Origin of the sequence: Vibrio sp. THAF64 (genome assembly GCF_009363455.1) — a bacterium.
GTDB lineage: Bacteria > Pseudomonadota > Gammaproteobacteria > Enterobacterales > Vibrionaceae > Vibrio > Vibrio coralliilyticus.
Window position 1 is genome coordinate 2468556 of the sequence record NZ_CP045355.1, and the last position, 18589, is coordinate 2487144.

The window sequence follows — 18589 nt, forward strand, 5'->3', positions numbered from 1 at the left end:
CCTTTCGATTGGGGCTAAACCTTTTCCCGATAGTTAGGTTTCGTGCTAGCGAAAACCTATCTCAACACTAACGCTCCTACTTATGCGTTAGCTTTTGCTTTTTTTGATTTTGGCGCTGCTTTTGCGGCTACCTGGTCTGCTTTCTTTTTGATAACAGTCGTACCTTCGAAAGTATCACCTTCAACGAACGCTTTACCGTAGTAAGACGCTAGTAGAACTTCTTTCAGCTCAGTGATCAGAGGGTAACGAGGGTTAGCACCTGTACACTGGTCATCGAACGCTTCTACCGCTAGCTCATCAAGTTTAGCAACGAAGTCCGCTTCAGAAACGCCAGCAGCTTGGATAGACATTGGGATGTCTAGGTTACCTTTTAGCTCATCAAGCCATGCTAGTAGACGTTCAATCTTCTGAGCAGTACGGTCACCTTCTTGGCTAAGGCCTAGGTGGTCAGCTACTTCAGCATAACGACGACGTGCTTGTGGACGGTCGTACTGAGAGAATGCAGTCTGCTTAGTTGGGTTATCGTTCGCGTTGTAACGTACTACGTTAGAGATTAGTAGTGCGTTCGCCAGACCGTGTGGTAGGTGGAACTCAGCACCAATCTTGTGCGCCATAGAGTGACATACACCTAGGAATGCGTTCGCAAATGCGATACCTGCGATGGTCGCCGCATTGTGCACTTTCTCACGAGCAATTGGGTCAGCTGCACCATTTGCGTAGCTTGATGGTAGGTACTCTTTTAGCATCTTAAGTGCTTGTAGAGCCTGACCGTCAGAGTATTCATTTGCTAGGACTGATACATAAGCTTCTAGAGCGTGAGTTACTGCATCGTAACCGCCGAATGCTGTTAGAGACTTAGGCATGTTCATAACAAGGTTTGCATCTACGATAGCCATGTTTGGCGTAATTTCGTAGTCAGCTAGTGGGTACTTAGCACCAGTCTTGTCGTCAGTAACCACCGCGAATGGAGTAACTTCTGAACCCGTACCTGAAGTTGTAGTAATACAAACAAGCTCAGCTTTTTGACCCATTTTAGGGAACTTGTAGATACGTTTACGGATGTCCATAAAGCGCATTGCTAGTTCTTCGAAGTGCGTATCTGGGTGCTCGTACATTACCCACATGATTTTCGCTGCATCCATCGGAGAACCACCACCTAGCGCGATGATAGTGTCTGGCTGGAAGCTCTTCATCGCTTCAGCACCTTTCTCTACTACAGATAGAGTTGGATCCGCTTCTACGTCGAAGAACGTTTGAACTTCCATGCCTTGAGCTTTAAGCAGGCTAACTACGTCATCAGCGTAACCGTTGTTGAATAGGAAACGGTCAGTAACTAGGAATGCGCGTTTCTTACCTTCTAGATCGCTCAGTGCGATTGGAAGGCTACCACGACGGAAGTAGATAGACTTAGGTAGTTTGTGCCACAACATGTTTTCAGCTCGCTTCGCTACAGTTTTCTTGTTGATTAGGTGCTTAGGACCTACGTTCTCTGAGATTGAGTTACCACCCCATGAACCACAACCTAGAGTTAGAGAAGGTGCAACGTTGAAGTTGTACAGGTCACCGATACCACCGTGAGTTGTCGGGATGTTGATTAAGATACGAGCGGTCTTCATCTTGTCACCGAAGTAACGGATGCGGTCTGCATTAACATCTTGGTTAGTGTATAGGCCAGATGTGTGGCCGATACCGCCAATCTCAACCATAGTCACAGCCTGTGCCACGGCATCTTCAAAGTCATCTGCGCGGAATAGACCTAAAGTTGGAGACAGTTTCTCGTGAGCAAATGCGTCATCGTAAGACACTTTGCCTAGGCCTTCACCTACCAGCACTTTAGTGTCTGCTGGAACGCTAACACCTGCCATTTCAGCAATTGCTGGAGCTGGTTGACCAACGATTTTTGCGTTTAGTGCACCATCGATGAGCAGAACTTTGCGAACTTTCTCTGCTTCAGCTTTAGTCAAAACGTAAGCTTTGTGAGAAGCAAAACGTTCTTTTACTTCGTCGTATACAGAATCAACAACGATTGCAGCTTGCTCAGAAGCACATACAACACCGTTATCGAAAGTTTTAGACATTAGGATAGAAGCGACAGCACGTTTGATGTCAGCGGTTTCATCGATAACTACAGGAACGTTACCTGCACCTACACCGATTGCTGGCTTACCAGAAGAGTAAGCTGCTTTAACCATGCCTGGTCCACCAGTTGCAAGAATAAGAGCGATATCATCGTGCTTCATTAGAGCGTTAGAAAGCTCTACAGATGGCTGATCAATCCAGCCGATGATGTCTTTTGGAGCACCCGCTGCAACTGCTGCATCTAGGACAAGTTTTGCTGCGTCGTTAGTAGAGTTCTTCGCACGTGGGTGTGGCGAGAAGATGATACCGTTACGAGTCTTCAAAGAAATTAGAGATTTGAAGATTGCAGTAGAAGTTGGGTTAGTTGTTGGTACGATACCGCAGATGATACCTACAGGCTCAGCGATAGTCATAGTACCTAGGTTGTCATCCTCTTCTAGGATGCCACAAGTCTGTTCGTCTTTGTATTTATTGTAGATAAACTCAGAGGCAAAATGGTTCTTGATTACCTTATCTTCAACAATACCCATACCAGATTCTTCAACCGCTTGTTGAGCTAGCGGGATACGTGCTTGGTTAGCTGCAAGAGACGCTGCGCGGAAGATCTTGTCGACTTGCTCCTGAGAGTATGTCGCGAACTCTTCTTGCGCTTTTTTAACGCGTGCAATCATTGCATCTAGTTCAGCCATATTAGTTACAGGCATAGGGAATCTCCTAAAATTAACAAATATTAAAAACTTTTTAGTAAGTAAACTGTGTGCTCGTTGTTAGTTGATTCAACAGTGTTTCTTAGTAAATTGCTTTCAGAGCTGATTATATTATTTCAGGTTGTGAAAAAAATTGACCCAGATCAGTTCTGAAATATTATTTACCTACTAAGTGGTATCCCACATCAAAAATAAAATCTAACTAGTTGAATTTTAAAAAATAAAAAGAAATCCAAACACGAGATAAATTTACAGCTATTACGTATCTCAGATATCGAATCGCACACAAACTGTAAAAAAGTTTCATTTCTTGACCATCAACTTACATGTGGTCCACTAATGTTGTGCTACTAAGCTTATATCCAATCGTAAATGAGGCACTATAGTCCCTCCTTTTTTTTATCAAAAATGTGCAAATGTTAACGTTTGTGTAAATCGAAGGAAACTGCACACATATTGTACGTAACAAAGTATGTCATTAGTGTTTACGTTTCTGTCAGGAATTAGATTTTCTCAGTAATGAATTCAGATTAGCTTTAGATTTTTTCATTCGTGACTCAGCAAATTTTCGACTATATTCCGCCTATCACTCTGGTGATCCTGTTCTGGTCTTTACTTTGTGTAGGCACACGCAATGCAAACGTTCGAAATCGCAATTTTTTTACAGTTCTTTCTGGGCTTAGTCGCAGCCGTTAACCCTGTCGGAATTATGCCTGTGTTTGTTTCTCTAACAGGCCATATGACGCTGGAAGAAAAACATAAGACCGCAGCAACTGCGAATCTCGCCGTCGCCGTGATTCTAATCGTATCTCTACTGGCAGGTCAGATGCTGCTCGATATGTTCAGTATTTCGTTGGATTCATTCCGTGTCGCTGGTGGCTTACTTCTACTTAGTATCGCCTTCTCAATGATGAGCGGTAAGTTAGGTGAAGATAAGCAGAACAAACAGGAGAAGTCCGAGTATGTCAGCCGCGAGCAAATTGGCGTGGTTCCTCTGGCTATGCCACTGATGGCCGGTCCCGGTGCTATCAGTTCTACTATCGTTTATGGTGCACGTTACCCGACCATGCTGGATACTGTCGGCATCATTATTACCGTCAGCTTATTCTGCCTTTGCTCTTGGTTCCTGTTCCGTTCTGCGCCATTGATTGTACGTTTTCTTGGTCAGACAGGAATTAACGTTATCACAAGGATCATGGGCTTGATTCTCGGAGCACTTGGCATTGAATTTATCGCCAATGGCTTACGTAACTTATTCCCTGGATTAGCCTGACAAGAGTGTTGCAGGTATGATTAGCGCTATCGATTAAAAGGTAGTACCGTCATGCCACGCAAATCCCTGAAACACCATCTCTATATCATTATTTTTGGCACGCATACCAAGGCTGGGCGTGCCTTTGATATCGCATTAATTATTGCGATTCTTTCATCGTTACTGGTACTGGTTCTGGAATCAATTCCAGCGGTCGCATCCCAATGGCGAACAGAGCTGCGTTACTTGGAATACACATTCACCGCTCTCTTCACTATCGAGTACCTGCTGCGCCTTTATTGCTCTCCAAAACCCGTGGCTTACGCAAAAAGCTTCTACGGCGTCGTCGATCTGTTGGCTATTCTGCCAACATACCTAGCGTTTTTCTTTCCGTCTGCGTCATTCATGGGTGTCATCAGGTTGCTACGCGTAATGCGAATATTCCGCGTACTTAAGTTGGTGCGTTACCTGCAAGACTCCAATATTTTGTTGCGCTCATTGCTCATGGCGAGAAGAAAGATCTTCATCTTTTTCAGTACGGTCGCCATCCTTGTTACCATCTTTGGTGCGCTGATCTTTGTCATTGAAGGGCCGAAAAACGGCTTTACTAGCATCCCTAAAAGTATCTACTGGGCAATCGTCACCATCACAACTGTCGGATATGGTGACCTTGTTCCTCAAACCAATTTGGGCAAAGCCGTTGCATCCATCACTATGTTACTTGGTTACTCTATATTGGCCGTACCGACAGGGATCATCACCGCCGAGCTCAATCAAGAAATGCGCACCCACAAGTCTTTGGTCAAATGCCCAAACTGCTCTAAGTCAGGACATGAGTCAGATGCCATGCATTGCAAACATTGTGGAAGTGAGTTGGCCGACCCTGACCAAAGGATAGTTGTCGAAGAAGACTAGAAAATAGACAACAGGAAAAACGAAAGGGTTGACGTTATACGTCAACCCTTCCTTTATACAAAGCTTGCACCTCAAGAATGAGATGGTTCTTCGCTTTGAAAACTATGCTTTTTCAGCAAGGATGATGCGTAGTGTGCGACGCAGTGGCTCTGCCGCACCCCACAGTAGTTGGTCACCTACAGTAAAGGCATTAAGGAAGTCATCACCCATTGCCATCTTACGTAGTCGGCCGACTGGAATCGACAGCGTACCAGTCACTTTCGCTGGTGTTAGCTCTTCTGCAGTGATGTCGCGATCATTAGGAATCACTTTAACCCAATCATTATGGGTAGCGATCATCTCTTCGATCTCATCCATTGGTACATTTTGCTTAAGCTTGATGGTCAGCGCTTGAGAGTGACAACGCATTGCGCCGATACGCACACAAGTGCCATCAATTGGTACTGGCGCATCTTGGAAGCCGAGAATCTTGTTCGCTTCAACGCCCGCTTTCCATTCTTCTTTACTCTGACCATTATCACGCTTCACATCGATCCATGGAATCAAAGAGCCCGCCAGTGGCACACCAAACTTGTCCGTTGGGAATGAGCCGCTGCGCATGGTGTCAGCCACTTTTTTATCGATATCAAGAATGGAGCTTGATGGGTTTGCTAATTCTGAGCTTACTGAGTCGTTGATAACGCCCATTTGAGAAATCAGCTCACGCATATTCTGCGCACCCGCACCAGATGCGGCTTGGTAAGTCATCGCACTGGTCCATTCAACCAAGCCTTTTTCAAACAGACCGCCCAAGCCCATAAGCATCAAGCTCACTGTACAGTTACCACCAACAAACGTATTGGTGCCACCATGGATGCCTTGCTGAATCTGAGCCATGTTCACCGGATCAAGAGTGATGATTGAGTCTTGAGCCATGCGCAGCGTTGATGCCGCATCAATCCAGTACCCTTTCCATCCCGCCTGACGAAGTGCAGGGTAGACTTTCTCTGTATAGCTACCACCTTGACAGGTAACAACCGCATCAAGCTGTTTTAAACTTTCGATGTCAAATGCATCCTGTAGGAGACCTGCTTCTTTACCAAGATTTGGAGCAGGGGTACCTACCTGAGAAGTGCTGTAAAATACCGGCTCAATAAGGTCGAAATCTTTTTCTTCAACCATGCGCTGCATAAGCACTGAACCTACCATGCCACGCCAACCGACTAAACCTACTCTCATTCTCAACTCTCCGTGTACGATATTTTAAAAAGGAATTCCTCAATATTTCAATTTTCCCAACAAAATCTCAAGGAAAAATTCACTTATTTCTGTAACTTTTGCATCCTTTTTTTAAATATCTCCACCAAATGGCTTTTTGTCGCTTCTTTGCTCACCATCAACAAGTTACAACAAAACATGCGATTTAGTGTACATAAGAGAGATTTACGTGCCACATACCATTCACAAAATAACTCATTTCAAACCATTAAATTTAACCATTTTTAATATTTTTAACTGGCAAAAAATACATCAATAGATTTAAATCACATCGGAGTTGTATTTGTTCGAAATATTATTCCGAGTAATGTAAAGTGCATCCAGTACCCAAACGAGTAAACACTCTCTATATGTTCCTTCCCCATACACATAGGAGCATATGGCATATAACACATATAAGAGGCTCTGCATGACGCAACTCACTCCCCGTTTACCAAGCCTGCTGCAAGTTATCGCTGCGCTTGGTTTGTTTTTGCTAATGGCTTTCTCTTTCACCGCCCAATTGGATTTGCCTATTCAGCTAGCACTCTATATAGGCTGGTTTGTCATCATGATTCTTGGTGTTCGTCTCGGTCACCAATATAAAGATTTAGAAAAAGCAGCGCTTAATGGCATTTCTAATGGTCTAGGTGCTGTTTTAATTCTTCTAGCGGTCGGCGCTTTGGTCGGCACTTGGATTTCAGGCGGTATTGTTCCAACCATCATCTACTACGGCCTGAAAGCGATTCATCCGTCTATCTTCCTTCTGGCGACCATGATCATCTGTTCCCTGACCGCACTTGCAACCGGAACATCGTGGGGTGCAGCTGGTACTGCTGGTATTGCCATGATGGGTATTGGCCAAGGTCTAGGCGTTCCCGCACCAATCACAGCAGGTGCTGTTCTGTCAGGTTGTTACTTTGGCGATAAAATGTCTCCGCTTTCGGATTCCGTAATTTTGGCCTCATCAATGTCTAACGTTGAAGTCGTTGAGCACATCAAAGGTATGCTGCCGATTGCTCTGATCAGTTACATCATCACTGGTATCATGTTTACTGCTTTTGGCTTCCACTACGCCGGTAATGTTGACATGACACAAGTGCAGTCAGTCATCGATGCCATGGAAAGTCAGTTCTACATCACGCCATACTCGTTCGTCCCTGTCATGATCGTACTTGGCCTGTTAGCGATGCGCATGCCGTCTTTCCCAGTGATCAGCTTTGGTTCACTACTGGGGATTATCTGGGCGGTGATGATTCAAGATGTTGACTTCCTTCAGGCATTTAATACTGCGTGGGCACCATTCCATATCGAGTCTGGCGTTGGGTTTATCGACTCAATTCTCAACCGTGGTGGTATGTCTTCTATGTTAGGTTCTGTCGCTGTGATCGTCTTTGGTCTGGGCTTTGGTGGTCTATTGGACAAAGTCGGCGTATTGGAAACCATCGCCAAACTGTTTGAGCGCCGTGTCCAGAGTTCAGGTTCACTGGCAACCAGCACTATTGGTACTGCTTTCCTAGGCAACGTGTTTGGCTCTGCGATGTATGTTTCCCTGATCCTCACTCCGAAGATCTGCGCGAAAAACTACGATCGCCTTGGCTACAAGCGTAAGAACCTGTCACGAAATGCCGAATTCGGCGGTACGCTAACATCTGGCATGGTTCCGTGGAGTGACAACGGTATCTATATGGCAAGCATCTTAGGTGTCGCCACACTTTCATACGCGCCATTTATGTGGCTAAGTTTTGTTTGTATTTTGGTAACGATTATTACCTCGTACATGGGTTGGTTTGTCGATAAGTGCGAACCCACAGCTCCAGCGAGTGCAGAAGATACACCAGAGTTAAGCAAACAAACCGCTTGATAGATAACCAAAAAGAAAAGCGCCAAAACGGCGCTTTTTTATTAACTCTATAACGAATAATCGTTCTTCTGTTCTGGTTGCTCTGAGAGGTACTCTATAAACTCAAATTGCAAGTTATGATCATCCATATAATAGGCGTTCTTGCGATGAGGGTGTTCATCTCCTCGATGATCGACAAAATAGCCTTGCTTAGCCAACCTTGCTTCCATCGCATCTAGATCGGTTACCACTATCCCAACGTGCTTAACCCCAGTGAATCGTGTTTGCCAATCCGGCGCCTCCCCTTTTCCTGTTGAAGAAAGTGCTATGTAAGAGTTTTCATCGCCGACGTGACACCACTGAATCGTCTCACCCTGACCATTAACGTATTCACCTCCACCACGGATTCTCCATTCTGGTAAAGCTGTCGTTAGCAATTTCACCGTTTTGTTTGGATCAACAACACCAATATTTGCGTGCTCAACATAGCCTTTCATAATTCAGTCCTTTTGAGTAATTAGATAGTTAATTTAAGAATCAGCGCGTTACCGCCTAATCTTGTCTTCACTGATTTAACTCTAATTCCTCAAGTTAACTTTAGGTAAAGCACTTTTTTAAATTTAATTTGATGAGATGCAGGCGGAGAAAATACTCGCTTGCACCAACAGTGAAAACGGGTAACCTGAATCTATCATCCTTTATTTTCTGAGCATTATGCATCTTGTCGATCGCTTGAAAATCTACCTATTCCATAAAGAAAGAATTCGGCGTTGGAATGGGACAAATCATAAGGTGCAAGGCTGGTCCAGCCATGAAGAACAACAAGTGCGCTTCGAGACTTTCGCCCGAAACATGAAGTTCAAAGGCAAACGTGTGTTGGATCTCGGCTGTGGGCTGGGAGAGTTGTATGACTACCTTTCAGAGAACCAACGCCCTGGGTTTTATCTCGGTTTCGACCAACATTGGTCTTTCCTTCACCAAGCTAGAAAGCGGATAGGGTCCTCACAATGCCGATTTAAATTCGCCGACATCAGCCGAGCAACCTTACCGGAGATGGACATCATCGTCGCCAGTGGATCACTGAATTACCAAACGAAAAACCCAGATTACCTGAACGAGATGATTATGCGTATGTTCTCTGCATGCAAAGAGGCAACTATCTTTAATCTTCTTAACATTGAGGCATTTCCTGACCAACAGGTATTGCAAGCCTATAACAAGCTTGAGGTATTGCAGTTTTGCCAAACAGCAACACCTAATGTCACTTTAATTGACGATTACTCTGACGCTGACTTTACTTTGGTACTTAGAAAATAAAACAGAGAGCCTTTGCTCTCTGCTGTATTTATATCTCGATTTCAACTAATTAGTTGAATCAACCATTAGCATCTTGTTCGTTAAGAAACGTTTGTGCTTCAAGAATCGCCTTATCCAAACGAGCTTTGAGCTCATCCAACAAACCTGACACAGAACCAATGTCATCTTTAATTGCCTGCTCAACCTTACCTGCTGATTCACGAAGTTTTAGTGCGCCTAAATTACCACCAACCCCCTTTAGACTATGGGCTTTACGCAACGCTTCTTCAGGGGAGTCATTGAGCAACTGAGTGATTCGTTCAGCGTCTCCAGTATGGTCATCGACAAATACCTGTAGCAACATACACACCGATTCGTAGTCATTTCCCAATGAATCAAGCATGCCGTCTAAATCAATCTCTGGACCATCGTCCAACGCAGCAGCTGCAGTAACCATGGGTGCTGATTCTTTAGCTGTTTCAACTATAGATTGAACCTCTTTCTGAGAGTTATCTGCAACTTTTTCTGAACGCTCAACCATACGTTGGACTCCTGTAAATCGATAAGTAATGAGCATCATCGCTATCAAACAAATTCCGCTAAAAATGACACCGCCAATGACGAGATTACGCTGCTGTGACTGATATTGCGATTCGACTACATTGATCTGGGTGTGAATGGAATGTGTCATCATTTTCTCGATGACATAACTTCCTTGCGCATAGCTACCCAATACAGCTGAAGTTTGTGACAGCAATTGTTGAAGATCTTGCTTTTGCAGCGCTGGAAGAGATTCAGATGCTACGTAAAGCTGATCAAGCTCGCGGAAAACCTGAGGATTGGATCTGTTGGAGCTGAACAAAGCCTCTAAAACATTCGCACTCAAATGGTAAGAGTGTGACATCAGCTCATTGTTGTCTTGGTATTTTGCGCGAATAAACCGAACTTGGTCCACCAACGAAATTAAAGCAAGTTCATTATCAAGGAAGACTTTGGTCTGCTCTATAAATCGATCGGTGGTATAAAGCAGTTGGTTAATGTCTGGTGTCAGCCAGCTCTGCTCATAAGTCGCTTCAATTTGGAGGCGAAGAGCGTAGATAAGCTGTAAGTTGAGAGACTGGCCATCGGTCAATTCCGCTCTGTAGGCAGGCTCTTGAAACAAGGAATACTTGAGTTCATCTATGCTATTACTCAATTCTCCGACTTGGCTCATTGTCATTACGTTTGAGCGATAGCTTAGAGACAGCACTGTTGTCCCTATCACCCAGACAACAATAATCAGCCAACTCAGCTTGAGCGCTTTGCGTTCCATGTCATGCTCGTCTTTAAATAAATTCCATAATTACAAGCATATACGCAAAGTTTGAGAAAGGTAGGACTAAGTGCATATTTCTTCGACTTAGTCCTGATTTAGTGAGGAATTAGCGGTTGCGTGTCAGCTGATCACGCAGGTTTGGTGGCGTACCTTTGATCGTCAGTGTATCGGTTTCTGGATCATAGAAAATACGCTCGCCAAGCAGCAAGCTGTCAAAGTTAATCGTTAGGCCACCGCCTGCACCAACATATTTAGTCAGTTTACGTACTGCCGTTCTGTCGCCTGGGAAACTTTCTTCAAGTTCATAACCTTGTTCCTGCGTGTAATCAAGGAAGCTGGTACCATCCTGAGAGGGAGGTAACTCACCCGACAGCTCACGAACCTGAACTTCGTCACCACTTTTAATCTGTTCGTTACAGTAGTCCGCTACCTGCTTTTTGTAGCTGATGGCTTCATCTTTCTCTAACTTAGAGTCTGTACAAAAATCTTCAACCGCCTGCATCAGAACTTGGTTTTGTTGCTTAGTATCGAGCCCTACTTCCGCCTGCAAGAAATCAAGGAAAAAGTCTGCGACTTTACGCCCAACTCGACCTTTAATATAGGCAAGGTAGCGGTTTGACTCTTTGTCAGTCTCATAACTGGTCAGGTCAATACGCGCTGCGATATCCATTTTGCTCAGATCTAGATAATCAGTCGCACTAATTTCGAGACCTTCTGTCACTTTTAGGCTTTCATTTGAAGGAATGATGGCAACAAAAAGGTAATCTGTCGCCAGAGACTGATATTCAGCAATGACCAGAATACCCTCATCAGCAAACGGGTACTTACTTAACTCATCTTTCAGACGGTTTGCACTTTCTTGTGAGAAATCATAGAAGCTTCTCTCACCTTTACGAAGTTCATGCAACCAGTTCTGGAATTCGCTGTCAGATTTGAATGAGCCGAACCCTTTGCCAGCTTTTGAATTAAAGACACGATGAAGCTCAGCCACTAGGTTTTCAGTCGATGCGTCATTAGCCAGAGAGTCAGCTCGGAAGTTAACAACAAGTTCGTCTGAATCGTTTTTTCGTAGCTGGTGTAAGATAACGTTTGAAAGATGAAGACTCATGATGAATTTTTATCGTCGTGTAGGTTTCAGTTGCGACGCATTGTAGGTTATCATAAGCCGCTTTACTATCACCATTAGAGTCTTTATGCCGATTACATCTAAATACAGCGACGACAAAGTTGAAGCTATTCTATCAGAAGTGGCTGCAGTGTTAGACAAACACGGTGCGGGTCCGGAATTATCTTTGATGATTGCGGGAAATATCGCTACCAATGTCTTAAATCAAAACGTTAATGCTTCACAACGTAAAGCACTTGCTGAAAAATTTGCTCAGGCGCTGTTGTCTTCTATTGAAGAAAACACTCACTAGAAAAATAAACGGACAATAGAACAGTACATGGTAGATAACGGAAATACATACGGCGAGCGCGTATCGCGTTTAGTGGGTTGGGGGCATTGGTTTGCCTTTTTCAACATCATAGCGGCCATGTTAATTGGTACCCGTTACATCACTCAGTCTCCCTGGCCCGAAACCCTTTTAGGACAATTCTATCTGGCAGTATCTTGGGTGGGGCATTTCGGTTTCCTCGTTTTTGCACTCTACCTACTGGTTCTGTTTCCGCTAACCTTCTTGATACCGTCACGCAAGCTATTTCGCTTAGTGGCGGTTTGCTTTGCCACCGTCGGATTGACGGTGCTTCTGATTGACACTCAAGCCTATCAAAAAATTAACCTCCACCTCACGCCTGTCGTCTGGGAAGTGTTGTTTAGTGAGGAAGGCAGTTCGATCAGCATAGATCTACAGCACTTGTTTGTTGTACTTCCACTGATATTCCTATTACAACTGGCGCTATCAGAGTGGGTGTGGCGTAAGCAACGTCGTCTGTCTCACAAACATGTCGGTCGTCCAATTGCCGCATTATTCTTTGTCAGCTTTATTACCAGCCATTTGATTTACGTTTGGGCTGATGCCTATTTCTACAATCCAATTACGGCGCAAAAAGCCAACTTCCCTCTTTCGTACCCAATGACGGCGAAGTCCTTTATGGAGCGTCATGGTTTATTGGATAGAGAAGAATACCTTCAACGTCTCAAAGAGAGTGAAGCGAACACAGATTTGGTTCGCTATCCTCTTGAAAAGCTTGAATTCAACCGTCGAGCGAACCCGCTCAATGTACTGGTTGTCAGTGTTAATAACCTACGTGGTGATGTCCTGACGCCGCAGTTGATGCCAAATGCCGCTGAGTTTGCCTCGAACAACCTCAACTTTGCGAATCACTATAGCTCCAGCAACGATACTTTCGGCGTGTTTGGTTTGTTCTATGGCCTGCCAAGTAGCTATGTCAGCAGCATCAAAACTCAAGGTTCTCGCCCAATCTTGCTTGATACACTGCTCGATAAAGAGTACAGCTTCGGCTTGTTCAGTGGCGATAACTTCGATGATACGCTTTATGGTGAAACCGTCTTCCGTGGTCTGAACTTTACTGGCATTGCCTTTAATGACAGCACATCACCTGATACTCAAGCCATTAATGCTTGGGCAACGTGGGTGTCTCAGCAGAAGAAGCAACCTTGGTTTAGCTTTATTGAACTCACAACGGTCGATAACTTTAGCGCCTATAACGAAACAGGCAACAACACGTCTACGTTAGAGACCTTGAAACAGGGCTATCACACGTCTGTGAACAACGCCGATGAAGAACTGGGCGTGCTGTTCGAGAAGATAAAAGAACTGGATATTGGTGACTCAACAGTTATTGTCATCACATCAAATCATGGTACTGAGTTTAACGAAACTAAGACCAATAGCTGGGGTTCAAACAGTAACTACAGCCGTTATCAACTTGAAGTGCCAATGATTATTCACTGGCCAGGCAAAGTCGCCGGAAAATACGATCACCGCACTAGCCACCTTGATTTATCTGTGACTCTTCTGCAGGATCTACTGGGTGTATCTTCTAACCCATCAGATTTCAGCAGCGGTCAAAACCTGTTTGATGAACGCTCTAGAAAATGGATTCTTGCAGGCGACACAAGAGAGTTGGCATTGATCACAAACAAAGACACAACGGTGATCGATAAGTTTGGTAACTACAAATTGTATGACAGTAATTACCAACGCCTGAAAGACGAAAATCCGACATTGCCAGTTTTAATGCAAGGTCTGACAGAGCTACAGCGTTTTTACGTAAAAAGTAACTAAATCATAACCTTAGTAATTGACCTCGTCGTAAATTATGGGTAGATTATTGGCATCGGACTGTAGCGCAGCTTGGTAGCGCACCGTCATGGGGTGTCGGGGGTCGCTGGTTCAAATCCAGTCAGTCCGACCATTACACCTAGAAAAAGAGAGCTTCGGCTCTCTTTTTTGTTTTTGGCTGATTGTATCCCTTGTCGTTCTACTCCTCGTCAGATCAACTCACCATAGCTAACAATAAAAAACCGCCTCAACGGCGGCTTTAGAATCATCGAACTGAACATCAACAGTATTAGCTCAGCTTGAACTGAGCGACTATCTGAGAAAGCTGTTGGTTGTTTTTGGACAAGTCTGATGTACTCTCCATCGTTTGTGAACCATTACTGGTGAGCTCATCGACCATGCTTTGAATGGTCGTCATATTACGGCTGACTTCTTCTGTCACCGCATTTTGCTGACTTGCTGCTGTCGCGATTTCAAGTCCAAGATCATTAATACGCACGATAGAGTTAACCATACGATCCAGGCTCTCATTCACATTCTCCGTCGTCTCAGCCGTTTCCTGACAACGCTGTTTAGTGTCATCCATCGCTTTAACAACCGTTCTGGTGCCCTCGTTAAGGTTATCCAGCATATTGTTGATCTCAGAGGTGCTTTGTTGAGTTCGGGCAGCCAAAGCGCGAACCTCGTCCGCCACCACTGCGAAGCCACGCCCTTGCTCACCTGCTCGCGCCGCCTCAATCGCCGCGTTCAGTGCCAACAGATTGGTTTGATCAGCTATCTCACCGATCACCATCAACACAGAGCCTATCTTCTGCGAGTCTTCGTTCATAGCCTGAATACTTTTCGCCATCGACTCAACTTCTTCGATCAGGTCAGCAACACTGCGAACGGCACTGGCAACGACCAGTTTCGACTGCTCGGCTTCATCATTGGTTACACGAGTAAACTCCGCGGTTTGAGATGCACTTTGTGCAACGCTTTCGGCTGTTGAACTCATTTCATTCATCGCCGTTACCACTTGTGTGGTTTCCATCGCATGAGATGTCAGCACTTGAGCATTGCTGTCGGTCTGCGATTTTAATAGATCAATGTTGCCTGAAATTTGATTGGACGATTTCGACACTTCCAGCATCATTGATTGCAGGTTACCAATGAAGGTATTCACTGCCTGAGCTATCTGGCCTAAGTCATCGTCAGTTTTGACTTCAAGACGACGTGTTAAGTCGCCATTGCCCTGAGACAGATCGAGGACAGTACTCTTTAACGCTAGAATTGGACGATAGGCATAATTGAGAATGACGAACAAGATGATAAAAGCGACAACGAGTAACACCAGTGCTGTATAGAGTGAATTTTTCAGTGCTTCGTCAACTTCGGCATAAGCAACGGATTTATTCACCCCGACCAACAAATGCCAGCTGTTGTTCTCATCCAATTGAATTGTCTGGAAGAAAGCGACCTTCTCGATACCTCCTAAACTATAATCCTTCATCCCTGTCGGCTGAGACAGCAAAGCGTCGGTCAAAGGATTTAATTCCGCAAAGTCATACAGTTTTGTTTCACCGGGAACATCTACTTCGCCGTTAGACGCAATTGTTAGGCTGTTGTGGTCATATAGACCCATCATCGCACCTGGGAAAGGGGCTTTTCTGACTAGCTCATCCAATAAACTCAATTCGATATCGGCCAGCAAGACCCCTTTTAGCTGACCTTGTGCGTAAAAAGGTTCTGCAACACTCACCATCAGACTCTTGGTCAAAGCATCACTGTAGATTTCCGTGACAATCGTACCGCGCTTCTGCTTTGCAAGTTGGTACCAATCACGTGTACGCGGGTCATACTTGGCTAAATCTCGCTTACCACTGTTATTGCCATAAGAACGGCCATCTTCGTAGCCAACCAGAATATCCGATGCAGGAGAGGTGTTTGCGATCTGTCTGATCATCAATAAGATTTGGTCATCGTCGTAGTCTGGAACAAAATCAGGCGCATTCGCCACCAGCCCGGACTTTATCGAATCAATCCAAGTTAAGATCGTATCGCTGGTTGTGCTGATTTTTAGCATCGAGTATTCATTCACTCGCTCGTGAATCGACGAAGAAATTTGCCTGTAAGAAAGGAAGCTAGAAACCGTAAGTGATGCTGTCAGTAAGAGAATGACAACAGCAACGATCCTGCCCTTAAAACTGTTTAAAACACTCATATCCTTTACCACTGTTTCATAAGTGAGACAAATGTATCATCGCAATTGCATAATGCTCCTTGTTTTCATCTAAATTTTTACGCCGATCACACTATTAACAAAGTTAACAACATCTTTCTAAGTCATTGTAAGTATTGATAGTTAATAGAAGATTAATCGTATTCGAGCCCGAAAAAATACCGTTTATCGTTCCTCGATGTTTCATGACAACTGAAGCCAGCTAAATAAGGCTTCAGCGCTTTTAGTCACCAATATCAAACAGCCTGTTCGACAAACGATCTCAACGATACATAGAACCTTTAGCTATTGAATATGCAGCAATTAGCTTTGCGTAAGTTGCCGTTGATCACTACTATCAATTTGAACGATCGTTCAACAGGGTATATGATTCACCAGAACAATAATTAATCCAAACAGAGGTTGCAGATGTATCTAGCTCAGTTTTTTAAAACCGCAGGCGAACCCGCGATACTAAAACGCTCGCTAAAGGTTTCTCTTATAGTTGGCACTATTCTTATGTTCATTAATCACGGCGACAAATTGCTCTCCAACAACATCGACGCAACACTGGTTATCAAGATATTAATGACTTACTGCGTACCTTTTTGTGTATCTACCCAAGCAAGCGTTTCTGCAACTCTACAATCACGAAACAAGGCCGCCTAATCATGAAATTTTCCTTTAAAAAACAGTCTCCAGATATTGTTGAGGTCAAAACCAGTCACCTCGAAGAATTAGAGCAAATCTCTGATAAGTACTCGCTATTCAAACAGAATGATCCCACCAACTATGCAAAGAAAATTCACGTCAATGCGGCCAATGTCCATAAAGCGTCCCGAAGTCGCGCTGAATCTATCGAGCAAAGCTACGAACTGGTCAATCACTTTATCGAGCAATCGGAAAGCATTAATAAACTGTCTTGTGAGAGTCACCAATATTCCAGCAAAACGGCTGAAACTGCAGCCAATACCATCGATAAGCTGGAGCTTTTGGAAGAACAGGTGCTGGTTTCTAAGGAAAAGATCTGTCAGTTCAGTGACCTTCTTGAATCATTAGATGAGATAAACAAGAACGTCACCCAATTGGTGGATTCCATCAAAGGCATTGCGGCACAGACAAACTTGTTAGCGCTTAATGCCGCGATTGAAGCGGCTCGAGCTGGAGAGCACGGTCGCGGTTTTGCGGTAGTCGCAGACGAAGTCCGTCAGTTAGCGAACACAGCGAACCAGTCAGCAGAGAGTATCGATACTGAAATGGCGTCGATTTCAAAAATATCAGACAGCATTTTCAATAAGCAAAAAGAAGTCGAGGACGTCATTATTCTCAGTTCAGAAGTCACTAAAGACACCATGCTAAAAATGCAGAACCTGATGGACATGTCGATTGAAAGTAAAACCTCCTCCAAAACCATCATGGATGCCATTGAAGCGCAGCTGTCAGACTCAAATACGGTTAAGCAAAACATGGAAGCCTTAGTTGAAGACACCAAGCTGTCAATCAGCCTTTCAGGTAATAACCATGAACTCGCGGAACAAATCGTCAACTCTTTATCTTATCTGGAGCTAGGTGGTCACGCAGGTCGAAAGGAAAGCGCTTAACACCGTTAGCGTGTGAGCAAATAAGGAGAGGAGCCACATGGATAAAATTGAAACGAGTGTTTCTATCTCACTGAATGATATCTTAAGTGAGCGTTCACTATCTTCATATGTTCAATCTATTAGAGATCTTAAGAGCCAAACTACCTATGGGCATGAAGTTTTGGTTCGTGGTCCTTCAGATTCCTTGTGGCATCGCCCCGATCAATTGTTTGCTGCAGCTCAATCACAGCAACTCAGCAGGCAATTGGAAATTGTCATCCTCGACGTTCATCTTGAAAACATTGTCGCCCACGCTCCCATAGGGTGTTACACCGTTAACCTCACTCCTAACCTATTGTTAGATGAGACCGTATTCCAGATACTTAGCCGCTATCCGCTCGCCGAAAAAATTAAGATCGAGCTTACCGAACACTTACCGATAAGGGACTGGCAGCCAATAAAACAACGAATGGCTCAATTGAGGAAACGGGGCTACCAGTTTTGGCTTGATGACGTTGGCTGTGGATTCTTTGATTTGGCGCTGATCGATGAAGTTAAACCAGAGGTGGTTAAACTGTGCATAAAAATCGTCAGCAGGCTTACGTTTGATTCTACTCTGGTCGATGAAATTAAAACCGTCGTCACAGCCGTTCATGACTACGGCGGCGCGGTTTTGGCTGAAGGGATTGAAGAGCCAGCCCAACTCGATATGGCGCAGCAACTGAATATCGACCTCGCACAAGGCTATCTTTTTGATAAGCCACGGCCACTCATCTGAAGAACCAAACTCCAACCATCAACTAAAGATGTATCGTTGGTTTTTTTGTTCTTATTGTTCTATTTATTGAGACTATAAATCAGTTTCTGCTGTATTTATCCAAAAATGCTGACAAGTATACTTTGCTTCAAGTCGAACAA

Annotated in this window: 15 protein-coding genes and 1 tRNA gene; 10 read left to right on the plus strand and 6 right to left on the minus strand. The window is 44.3% G+C overall.

Annotated features, from left to right (window positions below; all coding sequences use genetic code 11):
- Nucleotides 1-80: 80 nt before the first annotated feature.
- The gene (gene adhE / locus FIU99_RS11310) at nucleotides 81-2783 is read right to left on the minus strand and encodes a bifunctional acetaldehyde-CoA/alcohol dehydrogenase (protein WP_006962952.1); all 2703 of its coding nucleotides are present in this window, start codon (nucleotides 2781-2783) and stop codon (nucleotides 81-83) included.
- Between the two features lie 637 nt (nucleotides 2784-3420).
- Between adhE and FIU99_RS11315 the strand changes: the two genes are divergently transcribed.
- On the plus strand, nucleotides 3421-4059 hold the full coding sequence (locus FIU99_RS11315; RefSeq protein ID WP_006962953.1) for a YchE family NAAT transporter: 639 nt from the start codon (nucleotides 3421-3423) through the stop codon (nucleotides 4057-4059).
- A 51-nt stretch (nucleotides 4060-4110) separates the two neighbouring features.
- Nucleotides 4111-4953: an ion transporter gene (locus FIU99_RS11320; RefSeq protein ID WP_006962954.1), complete on the plus strand. Its 843-nt coding sequence runs from the start codon at nucleotides 4111-4113 to the stop codon at nucleotides 4951-4953.
- 102 nt (nucleotides 4954-5055) lie between these two features.
- On the opposite strand, the gene asd is transcribed toward FIU99_RS11320, so the two are convergent.
- Nucleotides 5056-6171, minus strand: coding sequence for an aspartate-semialdehyde dehydrogenase (gene asd, locus FIU99_RS11325; protein ID WP_039952568.1), 1116 nt, complete (start codon nucleotides 6169-6171; stop codon nucleotides 5056-5058).
- 448 nt (nucleotides 6172-6619) lie between these two features.
- Here asd and nhaC point away from each other — a divergent pair, with 448 nt between their 5' ends.
- The gene (nhaC, locus tag FIU99_RS11330; RefSeq protein WP_006962956.1) at nucleotides 6620-8053 is read left to right on the plus strand and encodes a Na+/H+ antiporter NhaC; all 1434 of its coding nucleotides are present in this window, start codon (nucleotides 6620-6622) and stop codon (nucleotides 8051-8053) included.
- A 47-nt stretch (nucleotides 8054-8100) separates the two neighbouring features.
- Here nhaC and FIU99_RS11335 read toward each other — a convergent pair whose 3' ends face one another.
- A complete protein-coding gene (locus FIU99_RS11335) occupies nucleotides 8101-8529 on the minus strand; it encodes a VOC family protein (protein ID WP_006962957.1) in 429 nt (142 codons plus the stop codon).
- Nucleotides 8530-8746: 217 nt separating this feature from the next.
- Here FIU99_RS11335 and FIU99_RS11340 point away from each other — a divergent pair, with 217 nt between their 5' ends.
- Nucleotides 8747-9349: a bifunctional 2-polyprenyl-6-hydroxyphenol methylase/3-demethylubiquinol 3-O-methyltransferase UbiG gene (locus FIU99_RS11340; protein WP_253899442.1), complete on the plus strand. Its 603-nt coding sequence runs from the start codon at nucleotides 8747-8749 to the stop codon at nucleotides 9347-9349.
- A gap of 58 nt (nucleotides 9350-9407) precedes the next feature.
- Here the strand turns inward: FIU99_RS11340 and FIU99_RS11345 are convergent, their stop codons facing one another.
- Nucleotides 9408-10640, minus strand: coding sequence for an Hpt domain-containing protein (locus FIU99_RS11345; RefSeq protein WP_006962960.1), 1233 nt, complete (start codon nucleotides 10638-10640; stop codon nucleotides 9408-9410).
- A 109-nt stretch (nucleotides 10641-10749) separates the two neighbouring features.
- Nucleotides 10750-11751 carry a nucleoid-associated protein YejK gene (yejK, locus tag FIU99_RS11350; RefSeq protein ID WP_006962961.1) on the minus strand — a complete coding sequence of 334 codons (1002 nt, stop codon included), beginning with the start codon at nucleotides 11749-11751 and terminating at the stop codon, nucleotides 10750-10752.
- Between the two features lie 85 nt (nucleotides 11752-11836).
- On the opposite strand from yejK, the gene FIU99_RS11355 reads away from it, so the two are divergent.
- From FIU99_RS11355 to FIU99_RS11365, 3 genes are all read left to right on the plus strand, one after another.
- A complete protein-coding gene (locus tag FIU99_RS11355; RefSeq protein ID WP_006962962.1) occupies nucleotides 11837-12061 on the plus strand; it encodes a YejL family protein in 225 nt (74 codons plus the stop codon).
- A 27-nt stretch (nucleotides 12062-12088) separates the two neighbouring features.
- Nucleotides 12089-13894, plus strand: coding sequence for a DUF3413 domain-containing protein (locus FIU99_RS11360; protein WP_006962963.1), 1806 nt, complete (start codon nucleotides 12089-12091; stop codon nucleotides 13892-13894).
- 53 nt (nucleotides 13895-13947) lie between these two features.
- A tRNA-Pro gene (locus FIU99_RS11365) sits at nucleotides 13948-14024 on the plus strand.
- Between the two features lie 156 nt (nucleotides 14025-14180).
- Here the strand turns inward: FIU99_RS11365 and FIU99_RS11370 are convergent.
- Entirely contained in the window at nucleotides 14181-16094 is a 1914-nt protein-coding gene (locus tag FIU99_RS11370) for a methyl-accepting chemotaxis protein (protein WP_039952572.1), read from the minus strand.
- A 426-nt stretch (nucleotides 16095-16520) separates the two neighbouring features.
- Here FIU99_RS11370 and nrtS point away from each other — a divergent pair, with 426 nt between their 5' ends.
- Genes nrtS through FIU99_RS11385 form a run of 3 tightly spaced genes read left to right on the plus strand, consistent with a single transcriptional unit; the run spans nucleotide 16521 to nucleotide 18449 of the window.
- Entirely contained in the window at nucleotides 16521-16760 is a 240-nt protein-coding gene (nrtS, locus tag FIU99_RS11375; RefSeq protein ID WP_050778651.1) for a nitrate/nitrite transporter NrtS, read from the plus strand.
- A gap of 2 nt (nucleotides 16761-16762) precedes the next feature.
- Nucleotides 16763-17692: a methyl-accepting chemotaxis protein gene (locus FIU99_RS11380; RefSeq protein ID WP_006962965.1), complete on the plus strand. Its 930-nt coding sequence runs from the start codon at nucleotides 16763-16765 to the stop codon at nucleotides 17690-17692.
- Between the two features lie 37 nt (nucleotides 17693-17729).
- Entirely contained in the window at nucleotides 17730-18449 is a 720-nt protein-coding gene (locus tag FIU99_RS11385) for an EAL domain-containing protein (protein ID WP_006962966.1), read from the plus strand.
- Nucleotides 18450-18589: the final 140 nt, after the last annotated feature.

What these genes read in the sequence shown, in the direction of transcription:
- FIU99_RS11340 (WP_253899442.1), top strand. Translation starts at nt 8,747, where the DNA reads ATGCATCTTGTCGATCGCTTGAAAATCTACCTATTCCATAAAGAAAGA.
- adhE (WP_006962952.1), bottom strand. Translation starts at nt 2,783, where the DNA reads ATGCCTGTAACTAATATGGCTGAACTAGATGCAATGATTGCACGCGTT.
- asd (WP_039952568.1), bottom strand. Translation starts at nt 6,171, where the DNA reads ATGAGAGTAGGTTTAGTCGGTTGGCGTGGCATGGTAGGTTCAGTGCTT.
- FIU99_RS11380 (WP_006962965.1), top strand. Translation starts at nt 16,763, where the DNA reads ATGAAATTTTCCTTTAAAAAACAGTCTCCAGATATTGTTGAGGTCAAA.
- FIU99_RS11385 (WP_006962966.1), top strand. Translation starts at nt 17,730, where the DNA reads ATGGATAAAATTGAAACGAGTGTTTCTATCTCACTGAATGATATCTTA.
- FIU99_RS11360 (WP_006962963.1), top strand. Translation starts at nt 12,089, where the DNA reads ATGGTAGATAACGGAAATACATACGGCGAGCGCGTATCGCGTTTAGTG.
- nhaC (WP_006962956.1), top strand. Translation starts at nt 6,620, where the DNA reads ATGACGCAACTCACTCCCCGTTTACCAAGCCTGCTGCAAGTTATCGCT.
- FIU99_RS11345 (WP_006962960.1), bottom strand. Translation starts at nt 10,640, where the DNA reads ATGGAACGCAAAGCGCTCAAGCTGAGTTGGCTGATTATTGTTGTCTGG.
- FIU99_RS11315 (WP_006962953.1), top strand. Translation starts at nt 3,421, where the DNA reads ATGCAAACGTTCGAAATCGCAATTTTTTTACAGTTCTTTCTGGGCTTA.
- FIU99_RS11355 (WP_006962962.1), top strand. Translation starts at nt 11,837, where the DNA reads ATGCCGATTACATCTAAATACAGCGACGACAAAGTTGAAGCTATTCTA.
- FIU99_RS11370 (WP_039952572.1), bottom strand. Translation starts at nt 16,094, where the DNA reads ATGAGTGTTTTAAACAGTTTTAAGGGCAGGATCGTTGCTGTTGTCATT.
- yejK (WP_006962961.1), bottom strand. Translation starts at nt 11,751, where the DNA reads ATGAGTCTTCATCTTTCAAACGTTATCTTACACCAGCTACGAAAAAAC.
- nrtS (WP_050778651.1), top strand. Translation starts at nt 16,521, where the DNA reads ATGTATCTAGCTCAGTTTTTTAAAACCGCAGGCGAACCCGCGATACTA.
- FIU99_RS11320 (WP_006962954.1), top strand. Translation starts at nt 4,111, where the DNA reads ATGCCACGCAAATCCCTGAAACACCATCTCTATATCATTATTTTTGGC.
- FIU99_RS11335 (WP_006962957.1), bottom strand. Translation starts at nt 8,529, where the DNA reads ATGAAAGGCTATGTTGAGCACGCAAATATTGGTGTTGTTGATCCAAAC.